At 59.9% G+C, this 17161-nt stretch carries 17 protein-coding genes and 5 pseudogenes; 13 read left to right on the plus strand and 9 right to left on the minus strand.

Annotation, left to right across the window (positions count from 1 at the left end; translation table 11 throughout):
• Positions 1 to 183 (minus strand): annotated as a pseudogene (locus tag GCT13_RS43350) (IS256 family transposase); the annotation flags it as partial.
• Between the two features lie 50 nt (positions 184 to 233).
• Between GCT13_RS43350 and GCT13_RS43355 the strand changes: the two are divergent.
• The 4 genes from GCT13_RS43355 to GCT13_RS43370 all read left to right on the plus strand — a co-directional run bounded on the left by GCT13_RS43355 (position 234) and on the right by GCT13_RS43370 (position 4195).
• Positions 234 to 467: a BufA1 family periplasmic bufferin-type metallophore gene (locus tag GCT13_RS43355; protein WP_321575012.1), complete on the plus strand. Its 234-nt coding sequence runs from the start codon at positions 234 to 236 to the stop codon at positions 465 to 467.
• 30 nt (positions 468 to 497) lie between these two features.
• On the plus strand, positions 498 to 1847 hold the full coding sequence (locus GCT13_RS43360) for an adenylate/guanylate cyclase domain-containing protein (RefSeq protein ID WP_152767907.1): 1350 nt from the start codon (positions 498 to 500) through the stop codon (positions 1845 to 1847).
• Between the two features lie 105 nt (positions 1848 to 1952).
• Positions 1953 to 3353 (plus strand): NAD(P)/FAD-dependent oxidoreductase, encoded by a 1401-nt coding sequence (locus GCT13_RS43365; RefSeq protein WP_152767908.1) that lies wholly within the window; start codon positions 1953 to 1955, stop codon positions 3351 to 3353.
• A gap of 47 nt (positions 3354 to 3400) precedes the next feature.
• Positions 3401 to 4195 carry an acetoacetate decarboxylase gene (locus GCT13_RS43370; RefSeq protein ID WP_152767909.1) on the plus strand — a complete coding sequence of 265 codons (795 nt, stop codon included), beginning with the start codon at positions 3401 to 3403 and terminating at the stop codon, positions 4193 to 4195.
• Between the two features lie 584 nt (positions 4196 to 4779).
• On the opposite strand, the gene GCT13_RS43375 is transcribed toward GCT13_RS43370, so the two are convergent.
• The 3 genes from GCT13_RS43375 to GCT13_RS43390 form a co-directional block, all read right to left on the minus strand.
• Positions 4780 to 5403: a DUF2127 domain-containing protein gene (locus GCT13_RS43375; RefSeq protein WP_227747316.1), complete on the minus strand. Its 624-nt coding sequence runs from the start codon at positions 5401 to 5403 to the stop codon at positions 4780 to 4782.
• Positions 5404 to 5861: 458 nt separating this feature from the next.
• The gene (locus tag GCT13_RS43385; RefSeq protein ID WP_152767921.1) at positions 5862 to 6530 is read right to left on the minus strand and encodes a DUF2182 domain-containing protein; all 669 of its coding nucleotides are present in this window, start codon (positions 6528 to 6530) and stop codon (positions 5862 to 5864) included.
• A gap of 124 nt (positions 6531 to 6654) precedes the next feature.
• Positions 6655 to 7257 (minus strand): DUF1326 domain-containing protein, encoded by a 603-nt coding sequence (locus tag GCT13_RS43390; RefSeq protein WP_152767911.1) that lies wholly within the window; start codon positions 7255 to 7257, stop codon positions 6655 to 6657.
• A 175-nt stretch (positions 7258 to 7432) separates the two neighbouring features.
• On the opposite strand from GCT13_RS43390, the pseudogene GCT13_RS43395 reads away from it, so the two are divergent.
• Positions 7433 to 7924: pseudogene (locus GCT13_RS43395) on the plus strand (IS6 family transposase); the annotation flags it as partial.
• Positions 7925 to 7974: 50 nt separating this feature from the next.
• Here the strand turns inward: GCT13_RS43395 and GCT13_RS43400 are convergent.
• Positions 7975 to 8334, minus strand: a pseudogene (locus GCT13_RS43400) (PRC-barrel domain-containing protein); the annotation flags it as partial.
• Positions 8335 to 8765: 431 nt separating this feature from the next.
• Between GCT13_RS43400 and GCT13_RS43405 the strand changes: the two are divergent.
• The 6 genes and pseudogenes from GCT13_RS43405 to GCT13_RS43430 all read left to right on the plus strand — a co-directional run.
• Positions 8766 to 9599: an ABC transporter substrate-binding protein gene (locus tag GCT13_RS43405; RefSeq protein WP_152767912.1), complete on the plus strand. Its 834-nt coding sequence runs from the start codon at positions 8766 to 8768 to the stop codon at positions 9597 to 9599.
• A gap of 48 nt (positions 9600 to 9647) precedes the next feature.
• The gene (locus GCT13_RS43410) at positions 9648 to 10367 is read left to right on the plus strand and encodes an amino acid ABC transporter permease (RefSeq protein ID WP_152767913.1); all 720 of its coding nucleotides are present in this window, start codon (positions 9648 to 9650) and stop codon (positions 10365 to 10367) included.
• Between the two features lie 22 nt (positions 10368 to 10389).
• Positions 10390 to 11037: an amino acid ABC transporter permease gene (locus tag GCT13_RS43415; RefSeq protein WP_152767914.1), complete on the plus strand. Its 648-nt coding sequence runs from the start codon at positions 10390 to 10392 to the stop codon at positions 11035 to 11037.
• Positions 11034 to 11786 carry an amino acid ABC transporter ATP-binding protein gene (locus GCT13_RS43420; protein ID WP_152767915.1) on the plus strand — a complete coding sequence of 251 codons (753 nt, stop codon included), beginning with the start codon at positions 11034 to 11036 and terminating at the stop codon, positions 11784 to 11786. The genes GCT13_RS43415 and GCT13_RS43420 overlap by 4 nt, the downstream gene beginning before the upstream one ends.
• 98 nt (positions 11787 to 11884) lie before the next feature.
• Positions 11885 to 12646: an IclR family transcriptional regulator gene (locus GCT13_RS43425; protein WP_152767916.1), complete on the plus strand. Its 762-nt coding sequence runs from the start codon at positions 11885 to 11887 to the stop codon at positions 12644 to 12646.
• Between the two features lie 312 nt (positions 12647 to 12958).
• Positions 12959 to 13397 (plus strand): annotated as a pseudogene (locus tag GCT13_RS43430) (transposase); the annotation flags it as partial.
• Here GCT13_RS43430 and GCT13_RS50145 read toward each other — a convergent pair.
• From GCT13_RS50145 to GCT13_RS43445, 3 genes and pseudogenes are all read right to left on the minus strand, one after another.
• On the minus strand, positions 13284 to 13637 hold the full coding sequence (locus tag GCT13_RS50145) for a DUF6088 family protein (RefSeq protein ID WP_321575013.1): 354 nt from the start codon (positions 13635 to 13637) through the stop codon (positions 13284 to 13286). The pseudogene GCT13_RS43430 and the gene GCT13_RS50145 overlap by 114 nt on opposite strands.
• A 482-nt stretch (positions 13638 to 14119) precedes the next feature.
• Positions 14120 to 14395: pseudogene (locus tag GCT13_RS43440) on the minus strand (GFA family protein); the annotation flags it as partial.
• 283 nt (positions 14396 to 14678) lie between these two features.
• Complete coding sequence (locus GCT13_RS43445; RefSeq protein WP_152767918.1) at positions 14679 to 14921, minus strand: hypothetical protein; 243 nt, start codon at positions 14919 to 14921, stop codon at positions 14679 to 14681.
• A gap of 902 nt (positions 14922 to 15823) precedes the next feature.
• On the opposite strand from GCT13_RS43445, the gene GCT13_RS48890 reads away from it, so the two are divergent.
• Together GCT13_RS48890 and GCT13_RS43450 are read left to right on the plus strand one after the other, a co-directional pair.
• On the plus strand, positions 15824 to 15991 hold the full coding sequence (locus GCT13_RS48890; RefSeq protein WP_193727934.1) for a hypothetical protein: 168 nt from the start codon (positions 15824 to 15826) through the stop codon (positions 15989 to 15991).
• 177 nt (positions 15992 to 16168) lie between these two features.
• Positions 16169 to 16570, plus strand: coding sequence for a surface-adhesin E family protein (locus GCT13_RS43450; RefSeq protein WP_152767919.1), 402 nt, complete (start codon positions 16169 to 16171; stop codon positions 16568 to 16570).
• A 356-nt stretch (positions 16571 to 16926) separates the two neighbouring features.
• On the opposite strand, the gene GCT13_RS43455 is transcribed toward GCT13_RS43450, so the two are convergent.
• Positions 16927 to 17079, minus strand: coding sequence for an integrase core domain-containing protein (locus tag GCT13_RS43455; RefSeq protein WP_407670939.1), 153 nt, complete (start codon positions 17077 to 17079; stop codon positions 16927 to 16929).
• Positions 17080 to 17161: the final 82 nt, after the last annotated feature.

The following is a 17161-nucleotide window of genomic DNA, read 5'->3' on the forward strand; positions in this document are numbered from 1 at the left end:
GCTACGGCCGGCTTCGTGCATTAACTCGTCGATGCTGGCGCGGGTGTTCTGAATCAGATCGAGCATGGGCAACAGGAGCTGACTGTTCTCGGCAAAACAGGCGCGCAGCCCGTCCGGGTCCTGCTTGGGCACCACGTGCAACGGCGCGCTGGCGCTTTGGGGCTTCTTCTTGGTACGCTTCATTTGGCGGTTCTCCTTGGTCCCCTGTCCGGGAAGTTGGTCGTCGAAACCCGATTCTCTCGGATTTCCAACGGGGAACCGCCGCCTTCAACCTTCAACTACGCCCGGGACATTGCCGCGAAAGGTGCTTCGGCATCGTGCGAGCCGGACGAAACGATTGCGGCACGGCGAAGCATGCATGCGCCGGCCGCGCGCCACGCGATGCGGCAGGCGACGAATGGCTCCTGCTTCCAGCTGGCACATGCACGAAGATCGCGGGCGGTGCCATCCGGCCTGCATCGGGTTAGCACATTCCCGGACACGACCAGGATTTGCGAATGTCGACGCTCACGCAATCATTCGTTTCGATGCTGGGAAGGCGTATGCACGCCGAAGCATGGCCCACGCGCGTACTGCAAGAACTGGAACGCGAGCAGTACCGTAGCGAGCTGCTCGTGACGGCTGTTCAGTTGCTGATTGCAGCTGTCCTCGCTGTGCTCTATGCGATTACCCCACCCGGCTTTTCGCCGGATGCGCCCATTCGGGCAGTGCCGCTCGGTCTCACACTCTTTTCGGTTGTTGCACTTATACGGCTCTATCTTGCCGTGACGGGCCAGCTTCAGCGATGGATGGTAGGCGCGACCGTCGTGACCGAAATGGCCGTGCTGATGTTCGTGATCTGGGCGTATCACCTGCAGTATGAACAGCCGGCGCCGTTCTCTCTGAAGTGCACTGAGTTCGCATACGTGTTCATACTCATTGCTCTTCGGACACTGCGCTTCGAGCCGATATGGGTCCTGCTGTCGGGCCTGACGGCGGCGGCAGGATGGCTGGCGTTGCTTGCTTACGCATTGACTCATGCACAGGGCAACGCGGTGACGTGGGATTACGTCACCTCGTTGCGCTCGACGCAGATTCACTTCGGCGGCGAGCTGGACAAAGTACTTGCGATCGTCGTGACGACGGCGGTACTCGCAATGGCGCTCGCCCGCGCGCGCCGCTTCGTCATCCTGTCGGTGTCGGGCCGGCAGGCCGTCACCGACCTCTCGATGTTCTTCGACGACCCGGTCGCGGACCGCATCACACGGTCTGAAGTGTCCGCAACGCCGGGGCAGGCCGACATACGCGAAGCGACCATTGTGTTCTTCGACATGCGCGGCTTTACGGAAGCGTCGCGCATGCTCTGCGTCACCGATCTCATCGCGCTGCTTCGGGAATATCAGCAACTGATCGTGCCGATCATCCGCTCGCATGGCGGCAGTATCGACAAGTTTCTCGGCGACGGCATTCTTGCGAGCTTCGGCGCCGTCATACCCGATACGCGGCATGCAGCGAATGCGTTGCGCGCCGTCGATGCCGTGATGCACGCCGTCGATGGCTGGCGTGCAACGCGCAGCCGTTCCGGCCAGCCGGCGCCTGATGTCGGCGCCGGCATCGCCAGCGGTCCGGTGCTGTTTGGCATCGTCGGCGATGGAAAGCGGCTCGAATACACGGTGATCGGCGATGCCGTCAATCTCGCTGCGAAGCTCGAAAAGCACAACAAGGCGGAGAACACGCGCGCGATGGCGCCGCGTGCCACCTATGCGCAGGCTATCGCCCAAGGCTACGCCGAGACCAGGCCGACAAGGTCGGCCCGGACGGTCGCGGGCGTAGCCGGCCTGGTCGACGTGGCCGTCTGGATGTCGTGACGAAAAAGTGAATTCCAGGCGATTTCCGCGTGAGGACGATTTCCCACACTACCTCACAGGCCCATGCAGGCCATTCCGGCCGAAGGGTGCGCAGCAGGAGTTGACATGGAAGCTGAAAAGAACATCGTGATCGTCGGGGGTGGCTTCGCCGGCACAACGCTCGCGCAGGCACTCGAAAAGAGGTTGCCTGCCCCTTATCGCGTCGTGCTCGTCAGCGACGAAAGCTTCACGACTTTCAATCCGATGCTTGCCGAAGTCGTGGGCGCGTCTGTCTTTCCCGAGCAGGTCATCGTGCCGATTCGCCAGATGCTCAGGCATTCACGCTTCATCATGGCGACTGTCCAGGACATCGACTACGAGCGCCGGATCGTTCATGGCACGACGCTCGCCGGTCCTCGCGAGATCGCCTTCGAACACCTGATCTTCGCGTTTGGAACGCGTGCCAACCTCGATCTCGTGCCGGGCATGAACGAGCACGCGTTGCCGCTCAAGCTGATCGGTGACGCGATGTTCATCCGCAATCAGGTATTGCGACGGCTCGCATGCATCGAGCTGGAGTCGGACCCAGCCGTCAGACGGCGCCTTGGACACTTCATCGTCGTGGGCGGCGGATTCTCCGGTGTCGAGGTGGCCGGCGAGCTGGCCGACTATCTGCATAGCGTGCGGCACTTTTACAAGCTCGTGCGCGAGGAGGAACTTGCCGTCACGATACTGCACGACGCGAGCCGGCTGCTGCCCGAAATGCCCGAAAAGCTTGGCGCGATGGCTGGGCAACACATGGCGGATCGGGGCATTAACGTCAGGCTCGGCACGCGCGCGTCGCGCGTCGACGCAGCAGGCGTCGTGCTGCAGGACGGCGAGTTCCTTCCTGCGTCGACGGTGATCTGTACGATCGGCACGAAGCCGAACCCGCTGATCGAGCGGCTTGCTGCGCGCATCGGCATGCCCGTCGAGCGCGGTCGCATCGAAACGCAAGCCGATATGAGCGTGCCCAATCTCCCAGGCATCTGGGCTGCGGGAGACTGCGCGCTGGTACGCAATGCAGCGACGGGACAACCGTCGCCGCCTACGGCACAGCATGCGGTGGCGCAAGCACATCAACTTGCGGACAACCTCATGCGCCATCTGACAGGCAGGGACACGCATGCGTTTTCGTTCGTGGCAAAAGGGATGATGGCCACCATCGGTCATATGAAGGGCGTCGCGTCGATCTACGGCGTACGCGTGACCGGTCTGCCCGCGTGGCTGCTGTGGCGTGCGTTCTATCTCTCGCGCATTCCGACGCTTGGCCGCAAGCTGAGAGTCTTTGTCGAGTGGAGCTGGAGCATGTTCTTCCCGACAGACATCACGCACCTGCGCTTTACCCGGTCAAACGAGGCCGAAGACATTAACGGCCACAAGCCGCTCGCTGACCTGTCACTGGATCACAAGGCTCGCGCGAGAACACGCGTGGATGCCGTCGCGATGCCGCGCGACACTGCTCAACGCACCGACGCTCGTACCTGAAACCGACAGTCCCTGCAATGTCGTAGAACGACTCTTTGGAGATCGCCATGAAACGTGAAGATGTCCTCGCCCTGCCGTCGATGCCCGCCGCCTCACCGTCGTATCCGCGCGGCCCCTATCGGTTCATCGACCGCGAATATCTGATCATCACGTATGAAACGGATGCCGATGCGCTACGCGACGCATTGCCTGAACCCCTTCAACCGGACGGCAGCAACACTGCGCTTTTCGAATTCATCCGCATGCCGGACTCCTCGGGATTCGGAGATTACACGGAATCGGGTGTCGTGATTCCCGCAAGGCTCGGCGACGAGCACGTCAATTTCACCGCGCAGATGTATCTCGATGACGAACCGCCCATTGCAGGCGGACGCGAGATATGGGGCTTTCCGAAGAAGCACGCGCGGCCGAGGCTCTCCGTCGTACAGGACACGCTAACGGGAACACTCGAATATGCCAGCGTCCAGGTCGCTGTCGGCACGATGGGATACAAGCATCAACATCTGCTCTACGACGTCGAAGGCAGACGTGCCTGCTCCCCTGCGTCGATTATCGACAAGATGAGTACCACCCAGGTCAATCTGAAGATCATTCCGGGTGTCGACGGCGCGCCTGCCATTGCGCAACTCGTCGGCTACAACCTGGCCGACATTCGCGTCAAAGGTGCATGGTCGGGTCCGGCGCGGCTCGGCCTTGTCCCGCACGTCAACGCGCCCGTTGCGGATCTTCCCGTCAAGCGCGTTTTCGGAGCCGTTCATTTCATTGCCGACATCACGCTCCCTTATGGACTTGTGTTGCATGACTACATGGAGGTGGTTCCTCGCTCGGAAGCCGCCGCCTAGCGCACTGCGTTCCAGCAGGAACGCGACGGATTGCGAATTTCTGGCGTCGACAGAAAGATGCTGCACGGTATGAACGAGAAAGTTGGCTACGAGACCGCGTGGATCTTCCGCCAACCCGTCCTTGGTGAGCCAAAGCACCAAAGTCAGAAAAGGCCGCTGCGGAATTGAAGTATGGTATGTGGCAATGCCGGCGGCGATTTCTGAAAGCGCGAACATTACTTGAACCACAGGCTCACCTCAAACACCAGGTGCAGTTTCTCATGAAGGGCATGTTGGCGCAGGATTTGCCAGATGGACATGGCACCAGAGAAGCTGCGATGTTCGATCTGGCTTGGTTCATCGCGTTGTCCACCCGACACTGGACCGCTTTGGTCAGAGTCATGCTGCCGGAATGCGCTCGCTCGCCGGCTCTTCCCGTCACCAGGCGGCGACCGTTCTGGATCACACACGCGCAGTCCCGAAACCGTCGACCTTGTCGTGCTCGAAACGTCCGTAGCGCCGCGCCAGGGCGTCGTAATTCAGAGCAGAGTTGTGGCAGATGTTAGCGCATGACAACGGTGCCATTTCGTGGCCAAACGGGTTGATCAAAAGAATGTTGATTGACTATGAGCGTGGTTCGAACGCCGGAGATATCGGTACTCGTGCCACGTGAGGGCGATAATGACAATGTCCAATGCCGTGATGAGTAACAACCAGCCCGAGTGCGTGAACGTAAATCGATAGACCTGATAGACAATGAAAAGGCCGAAGACAGCGATGGAAACGGGAAAGTACCAAAGTCTCTCTCGCAGTAAACCGACGATTAGCCACAGCTTGATCACCCCGTGTCCGATTAGATATATCGCCGCGAATTTCTGGGCGTCGACAGAAAGATGCTGCACGGTATGAAGAAGAAAGTTTGCTACGAGATCGCGCGGATCTTCCGCAAACTCGTCCCTGGTGACCCAAAGTACAAAAGTCAGAAAAAGCCGCTGAGGAATGAAGTATGTGGCCATGCCGGCAGCGCTTTCTGAAAGCGCAAAAATTCCCTTGAACCATAGGCTCACCTCAAACACCAGGTGCAGTTTCTTCTCGTCAAGCATGGCGATTTCTTCCATGGGGTTTGCGTTGCGAGTTGCATTCGCTTCGATTCTTGCCATGGCATGTCGGCGCCGGATATGCCGGACGGATAACCTGGTCGGCCCAATCTGCGCCAGCGTTGGGAGCATGATCCGTTTCGTTTCAAGGAGTCAAGGTATTAGACCGTCAAGAACGACGATCGCCATCGGCGCCTCGATCTCATTGCCCGGTGTACGCCCCGATGCGAGCGCGATCGAAAAGACCTTGCGGACGTCCCCGTACATATCGCCGATATGCACGGCGCGACGTTGCCGAATGCCACTTCGTGCTGGCGGGAGCACGACATGAGCGCAATCGCCGACGCGCCCATCGACGAGGCGCGACGCCGAGCTGGGTTTCGCCGGCTATCGGAAAGCATCCACGCGGCGACGCTCGCTGGCGTCCGTTCAACGGACCGCTGTGGGGCGCGAGCGACGGGCGCGCGCGGATGTCCGATATCTGCGCGATAACCCGCTGGCGTTGCTGCGCTAGCGTGCCAGGCGCGCCGCGCGTCGCACGCAATCTGGTCGTGTCGCCAGGCGACTTAGCCGGCTGCCCGTGCGCGACCTCACCCCGTTGTTGCAACAGCGATACCCCAGCCAACCAGCAGCACCGCCTTCGCAAAAGGAAGCCATCGCGCCTGCGGCAGCATTTTTTCGAGCATCACGTAGATTGACAGAACGGCAACCCAAAGCACGTTCATGATGCCAAACACGAAGAGCAATGCCATGAGTAGCCCGCAACAGCCAACGCAATAGGCCCCGTGGCGCAATCCCATGATCCAGGCACCGAGGGTGCCGTCACGCCATTCGGTCAGAAGAAACCCGAGTGGAGAAGCACACTTGTTAAGGCACGCGTGCTTTAGAGGCGTCAATTGGAAAACTCCCGCAATGACCAGGAGAGCGCCCGCAAGCAGCGGGGTTGCGCTGACCATCATCGGCGTAACGAGACGGGCCTCGAGCAGGCCCCACTGCGCGAGCGTCGCTAACAGGCTGAAGCCGGACCACACAGCCAGGTAGCCGAGAACAAATACACCCGTGTGGACATACGGCAGCCGTTGCGCACGCCGCTGGCGGCTCAAGAACGCGAAACTCAGAACCATCGGTACGATCGACGGGAGCATCATGGCGGCCATCATCGTAGCCCACATCGCCAGCACCAGCAGCAGATCGATGGCGCCCCAATCCGTCATGCGCGGCATGATGGCCATGGCTGCGCCCGCGTCCATGTGCTCCATACCCCAACTCATATACAGCACGTAGGCCCATGCGAGCGTTGCTGCGGCCGTGAGTCCCGACAGTACGATCACGCGGTCCCGCACGGGCAGCCGTCGCGTCACGAACCCGCCCCGAAAACCTGGCTCAGCCATGGTAGGCGAACGGAGAATAGAAGCCGTTTCGGTCCGAGATTTCTCTGGAAAAGCCGTGGTCGGTAAAGCGAAAGCGCGTCGATTTCCCGATCACCGCCGCAAATCCGGGGACAGGGGTCAGCGGGTGATTGCTGATGGTGACGTCGCCCCCATCCTGACCAGACAACGCTTCAATTTCGACGTCCGCCACATTGGGTATGCGAAGGCTGCGACGCTTTCCGTCGACGTGGTAGTCTATCGCGGCTGGCTTGATGCCCATCACTTCGCCAATCATCGGACCCAGCGCGGAAAGCGGCCCGCCGGCTTGACCGGAAAAAATCTTGCCTAACGCCTCTTGCTGCTTCGGTGTTCCGCGTTCGTCGAGGTAAAGGGCCACCTTCCATTTGTTTTGCAGCATGTGACCGGGCGAATACGCAAAGAGAGCGATGTTGAGTCCGTCAAGTGTCACGTCGGCGAACTCGCCTTGATCGACGTGCCAACCGATCAGCACCGCGCAGTCTCCATCCGACGGCGGACTGAGACAAACGCAACTGCACGGGGCGAAGCAGTTACAGCTTTCGAAATACGTACCGGCAACCTTCCAGTTCTCGGCCATGGCATTGACCTCCTTCGTTCAAACGCGGGCAGGGTGTGCGCGCTTATGGCATTCGGGCATGGCGCGCTTTGCGCGCGCGTCAGTGGCGATTCCGGACGCCGAACCTGGCGAGCGAATCAATTCAAGTCTAGGTCGAAATGGCCGGGAATCGGGGAATCGATTTGCTGTGTCGACCGGTCAGTCGTGGCGTGTCGACGAGACCTATGTGAAGGTCCGGGGCAAATGGACCTATCTTTACCGCGCAGTTGACCGAGCCGGAAAGACGATCGATTTCCGTCTCAGCGCCCGGCGCGATGTGGCTGCAGCAAAGGCGTTTTTCGTGAAGGCGATCAGAACACAGGGACGCGCTCCCGCAACGATTACTCTGGACGGCTACGCGGCATCGCACCGAGCAGTCCGCGAGATGAAAACCGGGGAGTCGCTGCCCGAGCGAACGAAATTGCGATGCTCGAAGTACCTGAATGACCTGATTGAGCAGGATCATCGGCACATCAAATCGCGCGTGAACGTAATGCTTGGGTTCAAACGCTTGCGCAACGCGGCCATTACGATCTCGGGTATCGAGCTGATGCATCGCATTCGCAAAGGCCAGTTCGATCTCACCGGCGTGCATCTCAAAGAGACCACTGTGTCCTCGGTTTGGACGGCGGTTCTTTCAACTCGTTGAGGTCTCTGGGAAACGGGCGGTTACTCGCCCACCTACCCAGTTTGCACCACAGCCGCCCAGTCCGGATTGGCCATCGCCGGCCAGTTATCCTTGTCGAAGCCAGGTGCGTTCCAGATCTGCTCGGACGATGCCGACACTACAAAGCGTTCGCGCGACGTGTCGAGCGTCAACATGGCCCACGGGATCGCGAGTAGCTTGCCGCCGATACCGAGAAACCCGCCGCTTGCGAGCACCGCGTACGCTATATGGCCGGTGCGCACGTCGAACATGATCTCCTTGATCTTGCCGACGTCGTCACCGTCTGCGCTCAGCACGGTATTGACGTCGAGTGTCGCAGCAGCCATCACATCGGGACCCGGCCCGTCGGCCGGATCAGCGCTCGTGCGCGTGATCTGTGCTCCGCCTTCAATGGCGGACCGATGGATTGGATTCAAAATAGTACTCCTTATCTATCAAAAGCAGATTTGCGAAACGACGTGACGCACCCGGTGAATAGTCACGACGATCTCTTATAGTTAGTGATCCTTGTCGCGCCGTTGTTTCCTTGTACGCGGAAAAAGGCGTTCCCGTTGCACACTCCCCGTTCAAGACGTATCGGGTGGTTACATCGCTAGCAGCACGAGACTGTCTCTCGCGCCCTGATGGCCCCACGAGGTGCTGGTATACCCACTTGTCATTCGCTTTTTTCCATGAAACACTGGCCCGTATCTGCTGTGCCGGATTCGATTCCGATATACCGGACAGCTAGGTGCGCGGTCGTTCGGTTTTTCATGTCTGCGTGTTGCCATCACCGCTCCGGTCGGGTTCCGTCCAGGATGGCATTCCTTTCACAGGGTAGAAAATGAGACTGTTCAAAGAAAGCGTAAGGTTCGCCTGTTTGTCCGCCGTCGTCGGCCTGCTGGCACTCACCGGTTGCACCAAGATCGCGACGCCCAGCCAGGATGGCGCGACCGGCTCGACCTTACAGGCTGTCCTGCAACGCGGCACGCTGCGCGTCGGCGATTGTCTGACCTTCGCGCCATTCGGCTTTTACGACAAGAGCGGGCAACCGGACGGCTACGACGTCGATCTCGCGAAAGAACTGGCGAAGCAGATGGGCGTGAAGCTCGAAATGGTCAACACGACGAGCGCAAACCGCATTCCGAATCTGCAGACCGCCAAGGTCGACGTGGTCTTCTGCAACTTTACGCGCAACCTCGAGCGTGCCAAGGAAATCACGTTCACGACGCCGTATGTCGTCGCGAGCGAGGCGCTGCTCGTCAAGAAGAGCAGCGGCATCCAGTCGGTCAAGGACATGTCGGGCCATACGATTGCGACCGTCAAGGGATCGACGAACGGCGACGAAGTGCGCGCGCTGGGCATCTCCGTGAAGATCCAGGAATACGACAGTTCGGAAGCCGCCATCCTCGCCGTCAAGCAGGGCCAGGCCGACGCGATGATCGAGGACAACAACTTCCTCGCCTACCAGGCGAAGCTGGACCCTGAACTCACCGTCACCAACGAAGCCCTCGTGCCGCTCGAATACAACGCATTCGGTGTAAAGGCGGGCGATCAGGTCTGGCTGAACTACCTGAACCTGTTCCTGTTCAACATCAACGCGTCGAAACAAAACGCGCAGTTGTACACGAAATGGTTCGGCACCCCGCCCCGCTATCCGCTCAACCCGCAGTTCTGAACACGAACGCGTGGCGCCAGCGACATCCGACTTTGCGAAGGAATGGCGATGAGTTATCAATGGCTGACCCTCTTGGGCTATGTGCCCGAATTCTTTCAGGCCGCGTGGCTCACGTTGCAGGTCACGCTGCTCGCATTTTGCGTCGCGCTGATTCTCGGTCTGCTGACGGCGCTCGCGGGCGCTTCGCATCTCGCGCCGTTACGTGTCGTCGCGCGCAGCTATATCGAGCTGATCCGCAATACGCCTGTCTTGCTGCAGATATTCATCGTGTTCTTCGGTCTGCCGTCGCTGGGCTTGAATCTGAGTGCGTACTCGGCGGGCGTGATTGCGCTCGGCGTGAATGTGGGTGCGTATATGGCGGAAGTCTTCCGCGCAGGCATTCAGTCGGTGCCGCGCGGACAGATCGAAGCGGCCGGCATTCTCGGCCTGGGCCGTTCGCAGGTCTTTATCGAAGTCGTATTGCCGCAAGCGGCACGCGCCGTCTATCCCGCCATCGTCAACAACCTGATCCAGTTGCTGCTCGGCACGTCGCTGCTGTCCGCGATTGCGTTGCCGGAACTGACAGGCACGGCGACCGTGATCAATGCCCGCACCCTGCTCTATATCCAGACGTTCTCGGTCACGCTGATCGCGTATCTGATCCTGAGCAATTGCCTGTCATGGATCGCAGAACAGATCGGCGCGCGCGTATTCCACCCGCCCCTCATGCTCAAGCAGCACACGCGCCGACGACTTTTACTGATTCCGCGTCCGGCGAACCGCACCTGAACCATCGAAGGGGAAACCGCCCATGTCAACCGAACTGCTGACGACAAGCCTGTCAATCCTGCTTCAGGGACTGGTCGCGACCTTGCTGCTCTCCGCGGCGTCGATTGTCGGCGGCACGCTGATCGGCCTGCTCGCTGCCGTATTGCGCTCGTTCGGACCGTGGGGCAGCGCGCGCGTCGCGAAGCTCTACACCGAACTGTTTCGCGGCACACCCGTGCTCATCACGCTCATGTTCATCTATTTCGGCGTGTCGTACTTTGGCTACGCGATCGATGTGTTCGCGGCGGGTGTCGTCGGCTTGAGCGTCTACCAGGGCGCCTATATCGCCGAAGTGTTCCGCTCGGGCATCGAAGCCGTGCCCAAAGGGCAATGGGAAGTCTCGCAGATTCTCGGTCTCAGCAAGACACAGACGTTCTTCTCAGTCGTGTTACCGCAGACGGGCAAGATCGTATTGCCGCCGCTGATCGGCCAGTACCTGTCGCTGATCAAGGACACGTCGATCGTCAGCATGATCGGCATGTCGGAACTTATGCATGGCGGTCAGGCCATCGTCGATCGCGTCGGCAAGCCGGTCGAAATCTATGGACTCGTCGCCGTACTGTATTTCGTCGTGTGTTTCCCGCTGTCGCAGTGGGTGCGCCACCATGATCGTAGGAGCCTGTTGTCATGACCACATCCATCGGGTCCAAGCCAGTCATCAACCTGAACGGCGTCAGCAAATCGTTCGGCGCGACGAAGGTGCTGAAGGAAATCAATCTCGAGGTGCGCCCCGGCGAAGTGCTCGTGCTGATCGGCGCATCCGGTTCGGGCAAGAGCACGGTGCTGCGCATCATGGCCGGTCTCGAAACGGCCGATTCGGGGGAAGTCTGGGTCAACGAAGTTCCGCTCCACGAGGTGCGCCGCGCGAAGGAAATCCGCGGTCATGTCGGCATGGTGTTCCAGCAGTTCAATCTGTTTCCGCACAAGACTGCGCTCGGCAACGTGACGCTCGCGCTGATCAAGGCACGCAAGATGAGTCCCGCCGACGCCCGCAAACGCGCAATGGACGTGCTCGACCGCGTGGGCCTCGCCGATCGCGCCGAACACTATCCGAGCCAGTTGTCGGGCGGCCAGCAGCAGCGTGTCGCGATTGCGCGGGCGCTGGCTGTCGAGCCCGGCATCATGTTCTTCGACGAAGCGACCTCCGCGCTGGACCCCGAACTGGTCGGCGAGGTCACGGAAGTCATGCGTGGACTGGCGCGCGACGGCATGACGATGGTCGTCGTCACGCACGAAATGGGCTTCGCGCGCAAGACGGCAGACCGCGTCGTGTTCATGGACAAAGGCGTGATCGCCGAACAGGGCGTGCCCGAGCAGATCTTCGTCACGCCGCAGAACGAACGGACGAAGCAATTCCTGCACCGTGTGCTCGATCATTGATCGCATCGCTTCCATCGGCACGCCGTGCACACGCGAAAGCACGAATGGCAACAACACGAGAACGAACCGCAATCCCTATCGCCGTCGGAGTCTACGGAATGTCTGCATCAGAATCGTCACGGGCACGGGGAGTGGACCGCGTGATCGGCATTTTCAGGGAACTGCATACTGCGCGGCGCCCACTGACGATGCGCGAACTAATCGAGGCGACGCGTGCGCCGCGCTCGAGCGTCTACGAACTGGTCACGATTCTCACAGAGGCGGGGTGGCTCGAAACGGCCGCGGATGGCAGCGTGTTTTTCGGGCGCGAGATGCACTACTACGGCGCCGATTACGCGATGCACAACGATCTCATCAGCCGCGCGCATCAAACCATACTCGGTCTCGTGCGCAAGTATGACGAGACGACGCAACTGTGCATGCTCGAAGGCAACAAGTACACGGTTGTGCTGTCGGAGAACAGCGCGCGCCCCTTTAACATCACCTCCGATATCGGCGTGAAGGTGCCGATTCCGTGGACGGCCACGGGCCGACTGTTGCTCGGACATCTGACCAACGACGACGTCCATGCGCTGATTCCAGACGAAGACTACGTGCTGGATGACGGTCGCCGCATCGGGTTTGACGACTTCATGCGGGACGTGCACGATGCGGCAGCGCGTGGCTATTGCTGCACGGAAGGCCTTTCAATGTCGTTCCGGCTTTGCATGGCCGCGCCTGTTCGCGATCGCACCGGCCTGCCCATTGCAGCGCTATGCTTCATGACGGGACGCGATACCGATCCCAGCAAGCGCACCGCGATGCTCGACGATCTGATTGCCTCCGCGAAATCGTTGTCGCAGCCATTGATGCGTATGTGAAGGCGTCTCTCGAGACGCACAGTCTTAGTCGCAGGCTGAGTGATACATGTTGGCTTGTGTCGACCCAAGCTGTCCTCAGGCTGTCCCGCGCAATGCAAGGGAATACGCGAGAGGGATCGGTGCGGTCGCGTAGCGTGAACGCGTCCGCCACTGGGGCGCTTGTCGTCGCCGCTTCCCGGCAACGAGCGTTCACCGAAGCACCCAATTAGTGCGCCAAGAGGCATGAGAGGTGGCGCCGGGAATTCAGACAGTGGTGTAAGTGGAGCGACTGGTCTCTGAGCCTGGCATAATGCCGGCAAAGGAAATCAGACGATGACAAAAAGAACCCGGCGTACTCACTCGGCGGCGTTCAAGGCGAAGGTGGCATTGGCCGCTGTCCGAGGCGAACGCACGCTGGCCGAACTGGCTCAGCAGTTTGATGTTCATCCGAACCAGATCACCGAGTGGAAGCGGCAATTGCAGGAGCGTGCGGCTGACGTGTTCGGCACGTCCGCACCAGCAGCAGCGGAACCGCCGGTCGATCTGAAGGCGCTGCACGCAAAGATTGGCCAGTTGACGCAGGAAAATGATTTTTATCCGGCGCGCTCGGCAGGGCCGGTTTGCTGAGCGGAAAGCGATGATTGATCACGCCCATACGCTACCGGTGGCCCGCCAGGCGAGGCTGGTAGGCATAAGCCGCTCCAGCGCGTATTACGTGCCGCGTGCTATAGACGAAGCCGAACTGGTGTTGATGCGTCGTATCGACGAGCTGCAGGCCAAGGTCGTTCGCAGCGGTGATACCGTCAACTAACACCCGGATCTGGTCGCGTCTGGCAACTGCCTCGACCACGGCGCGATAGTCGGGAACGCTCGGGCGGTTCGTCAGCCGGTTGATCGACGGCATGTCATACAGGCCGCGATCTATCCGACGGAGCTTGCCGCTGGCGACAAGCCGCTGCAGGGTTTTGTCAACGAGATCACGCGAACCCAGCTGGGCAAAATCTGCAGGCACCCAGACGGATCCCAGCGCTCCGGCGCTCCGGCGCTCATCATTGAAATCATGCGGTTGCTGAGCTCGGTTACGATCCCTCGTGTTATCCGAAAAAAATGTACATGACAACAGGACGCCCAAACCGGCAGCCCGATCGACCGGGCATAAGCACGCCGTCGACCGTCTCTATGCCCTCGAAAGAGTGTCAAAAAAATGGCCCGCACCTGTGCGGACCCATTTCGGGCGAGACACAGACAGGCGGCCAGTTCCCGCCAGCCCCGCTGTGCCCCGCTTTGCGGCCACGTGCCGTTAACACGCGCCACGTCTACGTGATAGTCAGGGCGTCCGCGCCCGGCGAAGTTTTTATCTGCGTCAGACGCGCGCGAGCGTGCGCGTCGGATGGCCGGCCCGGGAAGCCAGTATCTGCCGGATGGTGGTCAGCGATTGCTCGGCAGCCGCGCTCGGCGTGAGACGGCACGATGCGCTGAACCGGGGCGCCGTCACCCCGAGCGTCCGTGGCTCCAGACCGCCACATGACAGATCGGGCAACGGGCGATTTTCTGCCCCTTTCCGCTCCGCGACGGTGTTACCACGATCTCAGGCGTACCAGCGAGAAGCTTCACGCGGTCGGCTTCTATCATCGCATTCAGCGCAAACGACGCCCCCGATTCGCGCTGACACCAGCGGCAGTGACAACAGTGGACGAACATGGGGCTGCTGCACAGGCGATACCGTACCGCACCACAAGTACACCGACCGTCCAACTGGAACTTATCCATGACGCACACCTCCCATTCGAGTTCGGGCAAAAGGCGCACGGCCATCGTAGGTGGTGCAGTCCGTTATCGCAAGCAATCCGGGCGGCGGGCAACATTTTTCAGACGCGCCTTCTTTGGTGCAGTCTCCTGCACGGTACGCCGGAATTCTCGCCAGCGAAGACCCCGCGTGGTGCGGCCTGGATGGCACGCGGACGGTGATTGTCTTATCAGCTTTACCGTGCCGCGGGCCAGTATCACGTATTGCTGACTGGGCGCACTGCGCGTGCGGGCGTTTATCTAATTTTTAGAAGAGGGAGTCGGTGGGTGTTGAGACTTGCAGCAGCTGATCGTCGTTGTGTGGACGATGCAGGCAGTGACTTCCCGCCAGGGCGGCGCGTAGCCTGTTGAGACGGCGGTCCACGTCCTGCCACTGGGTGGCGTCCAGTAAAGACGCGTCGGACAGCGCATAACTGATTTTGATGTCGAGTTCAGTGAAAAGGACCGGTAGCAAAGACGGCACGGAAAGACGATTCCGATTCACGTACATGAATATTCCTCTTTTCTGTAATGCCGGGGGCACTCTAGCACGGTCGCAGTCCTGAAGCCCCGCAACTGTTGCAACGCTAGTAATTCCCCTTATTGCCTCACAGCATCACAAGGCCACGAGCAACGTCTCTTGCCGGATGCCCCCTTTGTGGTGTGCGAACGCCTGATCGTTCCAGCTCTATGCGGCAACTGGCCACCGACGTAGCCACACCGTGTTTTGGCGGATGCCCAGATCTTCCACGGCTACCATTGTGTCGACTTTGGAATCCCTTGCTCTTACAAGCCCTGAACTCGCCGCCTTCAATTGGCACCGCGCGCTCGCGCCGGTTTTAACGCAAACGGGACGGATCACGGCGGACGCAGGTGCAGCTATACTGTATGTAGTATAACTATTTAATTGTTGACTTGATTTATGCAAAATCATCGCGCGTACATAACGTCGCGCTGACGGAAGCGGTGTATCGAGGCAAGGCCTACGAATCCGGGCGAGATCCACCTGTTGGTTCTGCGCGTGGCAGCCCCCTGAGCCAAAACATTCGTGTTCTGCCGCAACGGGACGAACCTCGGGCACGAGAACGAGGTTTGTTCGCCTCCGGAGTGCGCCTTTATGTGCAATCGAAAGCGCTTGTTAGCAACAACTACCCGGCGACCAAGTTCAACGCGCACGACAAGCGGATTCCTGTTTACGTGGTCGAGGTCAATCCGCTTTACTGTGCCGTAGGTCGCTGCGGAGCGTCCGGCAAAGGACGCCGCCGACGGGCCGTCGCCGGAGCGCGGGCGCCGCCACCGACCGGTCTTTTGCGCGCCGCACAACTTGCCGCGCGTCCTTCGGCGGCTCCACGCGATAGCCAGCGTGCTCCAAGCCAGTTCAATTTACCGCGATCGCGATCGACGAGCTGACAAATGCCCCCGCCGATCTTGATCTCGTCGAACATGTTCATCGTCAACGACAACGGGTTCGGTCACGCTGGCGACGGTCTCAAGCGTTTTGCCTTTCCCTCTCTACGGGAAACTGACGGCGGGCTTGGCGATGCTCTCTATGAGCTTGGGTTCGATTCTTCCACGCTATGAACTCGCGCCGAACGGGCAGGGAATTCGGGCTTCGGAGCGGGTAGGTGAATTTTCCTTAATAATCCATTGCTTATCGACGCCATTTTGAAGCGTATATCCTTCCTGAAGTTGAAGGTTCGAATTTCCTGATTGGCGTGTGCTTGACCACTTGCTTCGGATATGAGAACGATAAAGGAAATGGCTTTTGTTGCGGCATTGCTGTGTGCTTTTACGGCTGGCACGCATGCCTCGGAATGGATCACGATCGAGTCGGGCCGAGGAATGCGCACAGATTTCGACAAAGCGTCACTCACGCACTCCGGACCTGTGGTGAAGGTATGGCTGCGCACAATCTGGAACAAACCGACGCGGACTTCACCGGGCCTGCCGAAGATCACTGAGTGGCGGGGCCGCTATTCCATCAATTGCGAGACGCGTCGGGTTTCCAACATCCTGTTAATACTGTCCAATCGCGGAACACCGCTCATGCACCTTACGAAGCCGACCGCCTTCACCGTCATCGTGTCCGACACGCCAATGGAGCACATCGCCGATATCCTGTGCATCCGGCACAAGAACTCGCGCGCTGACGTGACCTGAGCAACACTCGCAACCGGATTATTGAAACTTCAAGGATCACCCGATCCAGGCACGATTTCGTGCAAGCCGCTGTTACTGTAATGCTTGTCGTAATTGCGAGTTTGATGATAGTGGCTCATGGTCTACCGCGCGTGGGCGCATGAAGAGGGTCGCCGCATTGATGCTGGCGCTGGTTCCGTTCGCCATGTCGGTGAGCGCGTTCGCGGAGCCCAAGTAGATCGAGGCGGGCAAGCAGGCCGATACCCGCGACGGCGCGGTCATGCACTCGCAGTCGTGGGTGGACGTCAACTCGATCAGAGGTGGCTCCGCTTGTTCGGACAGGGTCCCGAGATTTTTAAGTGGAATTGTTGAGGCAATCAAGCTGCCGATTTTATCGCTGGCAGCGTGGCGAAGTATGCTTCATCCGGCGTCTGATCGGCCAGCCTCGAATGAGGCCGATTCTGGTTATACCAGTTCAGGTAATTGCCGATTGAGCGACGCGCGTGGCCTATCGAGTCGTACGCTTTCAAATAGTTGAGTAGCCCAGCGGAATCGCACCGTCAGGCCCTCCCAGAACTGTACGTGAGCCTCTCGACTCATACAGCTCCTATC

Origin of the sequence: Paraburkholderia franconis (assembly GCF_009362735.1) — a bacterium.
Classification (GTDB): domain Bacteria; phylum Pseudomonadota; class Gammaproteobacteria; order Burkholderiales; family Burkholderiaceae; genus Paraburkholderia; species Paraburkholderia franconis.

Coding starts and splice junctions, on each gene's coding strand:
- GCT13_RS43360 (WP_152767907.1), top strand. CDS start 498: ATGTCGACGCTCACGCAATCATTCGTTTCGATGCTGGGAAGGCGTATG.
- GCT13_RS43365 (WP_152767908.1), top strand. CDS start 1,953: ATGGAAGCTGAAAAGAACATCGTGATCGTCGGGGGTGGCTTCGCCGGC.
- GCT13_RS43370 (WP_152767909.1), top strand. CDS start 3,401: ATGAAACGTGAAGATGTCCTCGCCCTGCCGTCGATGCCCGCCGCCTCA.
- GCT13_RS43375 (WP_227747316.1), bottom strand. CDS start 5,403: ATGCTCCCAACGCTGGCGCAGATTGGGCCGACCAGGTTATCCGTCCGG.
- GCT13_RS43385 (WP_152767921.1), bottom strand. CDS start 6,530: ATGGAGCACATGGACGCGGGCGCAGCCATGGCCATCATGCCGCGCATG.
- GCT13_RS43390 (WP_152767911.1), bottom strand. CDS start 7,257: ATGGCCGAGAACTGGAAGGTTGCCGGTACGTATTTCGAAAGCTGTAAC.
- GCT13_RS43405 (WP_152767912.1), top strand. CDS start 8,766: ATGAGACTGTTCAAAGAAAGCGTAAGGTTCGCCTGTTTGTCCGCCGTC.
- GCT13_RS43410 (WP_152767913.1), top strand. CDS start 9,648: ATGAGTTATCAATGGCTGACCCTCTTGGGCTATGTGCCCGAATTCTTT.
- GCT13_RS43415 (WP_152767914.1), top strand. CDS start 10,390: ATGTCAACCGAACTGCTGACGACAAGCCTGTCAATCCTGCTTCAGGGA.
- GCT13_RS43420 (WP_152767915.1), top strand. CDS start 11,034: ATGACCACATCCATCGGGTCCAAGCCAGTCATCAACCTGAACGGCGTC.
- GCT13_RS43425 (WP_152767916.1), top strand. CDS start 11,885: ATGTCTGCATCAGAATCGTCACGGGCACGGGGAGTGGACCGCGTGATC.
- GCT13_RS43445 (WP_152767918.1), bottom strand. CDS start 14,921: ATGTACGTGAATCGGAATCGTCTTTCCGTGCCGTCTTTGCTACCGGTC.
- GCT13_RS48890 (WP_193727934.1), top strand. CDS start 15,824: ATGCCCCCGCCGATCTTGATCTCGTCGAACATGTTCATCGTCAACGAC.
- GCT13_RS43450 (WP_152767919.1), top strand. CDS start 16,169: ATGGCTTTTGTTGCGGCATTGCTGTGTGCTTTTACGGCTGGCACGCAT.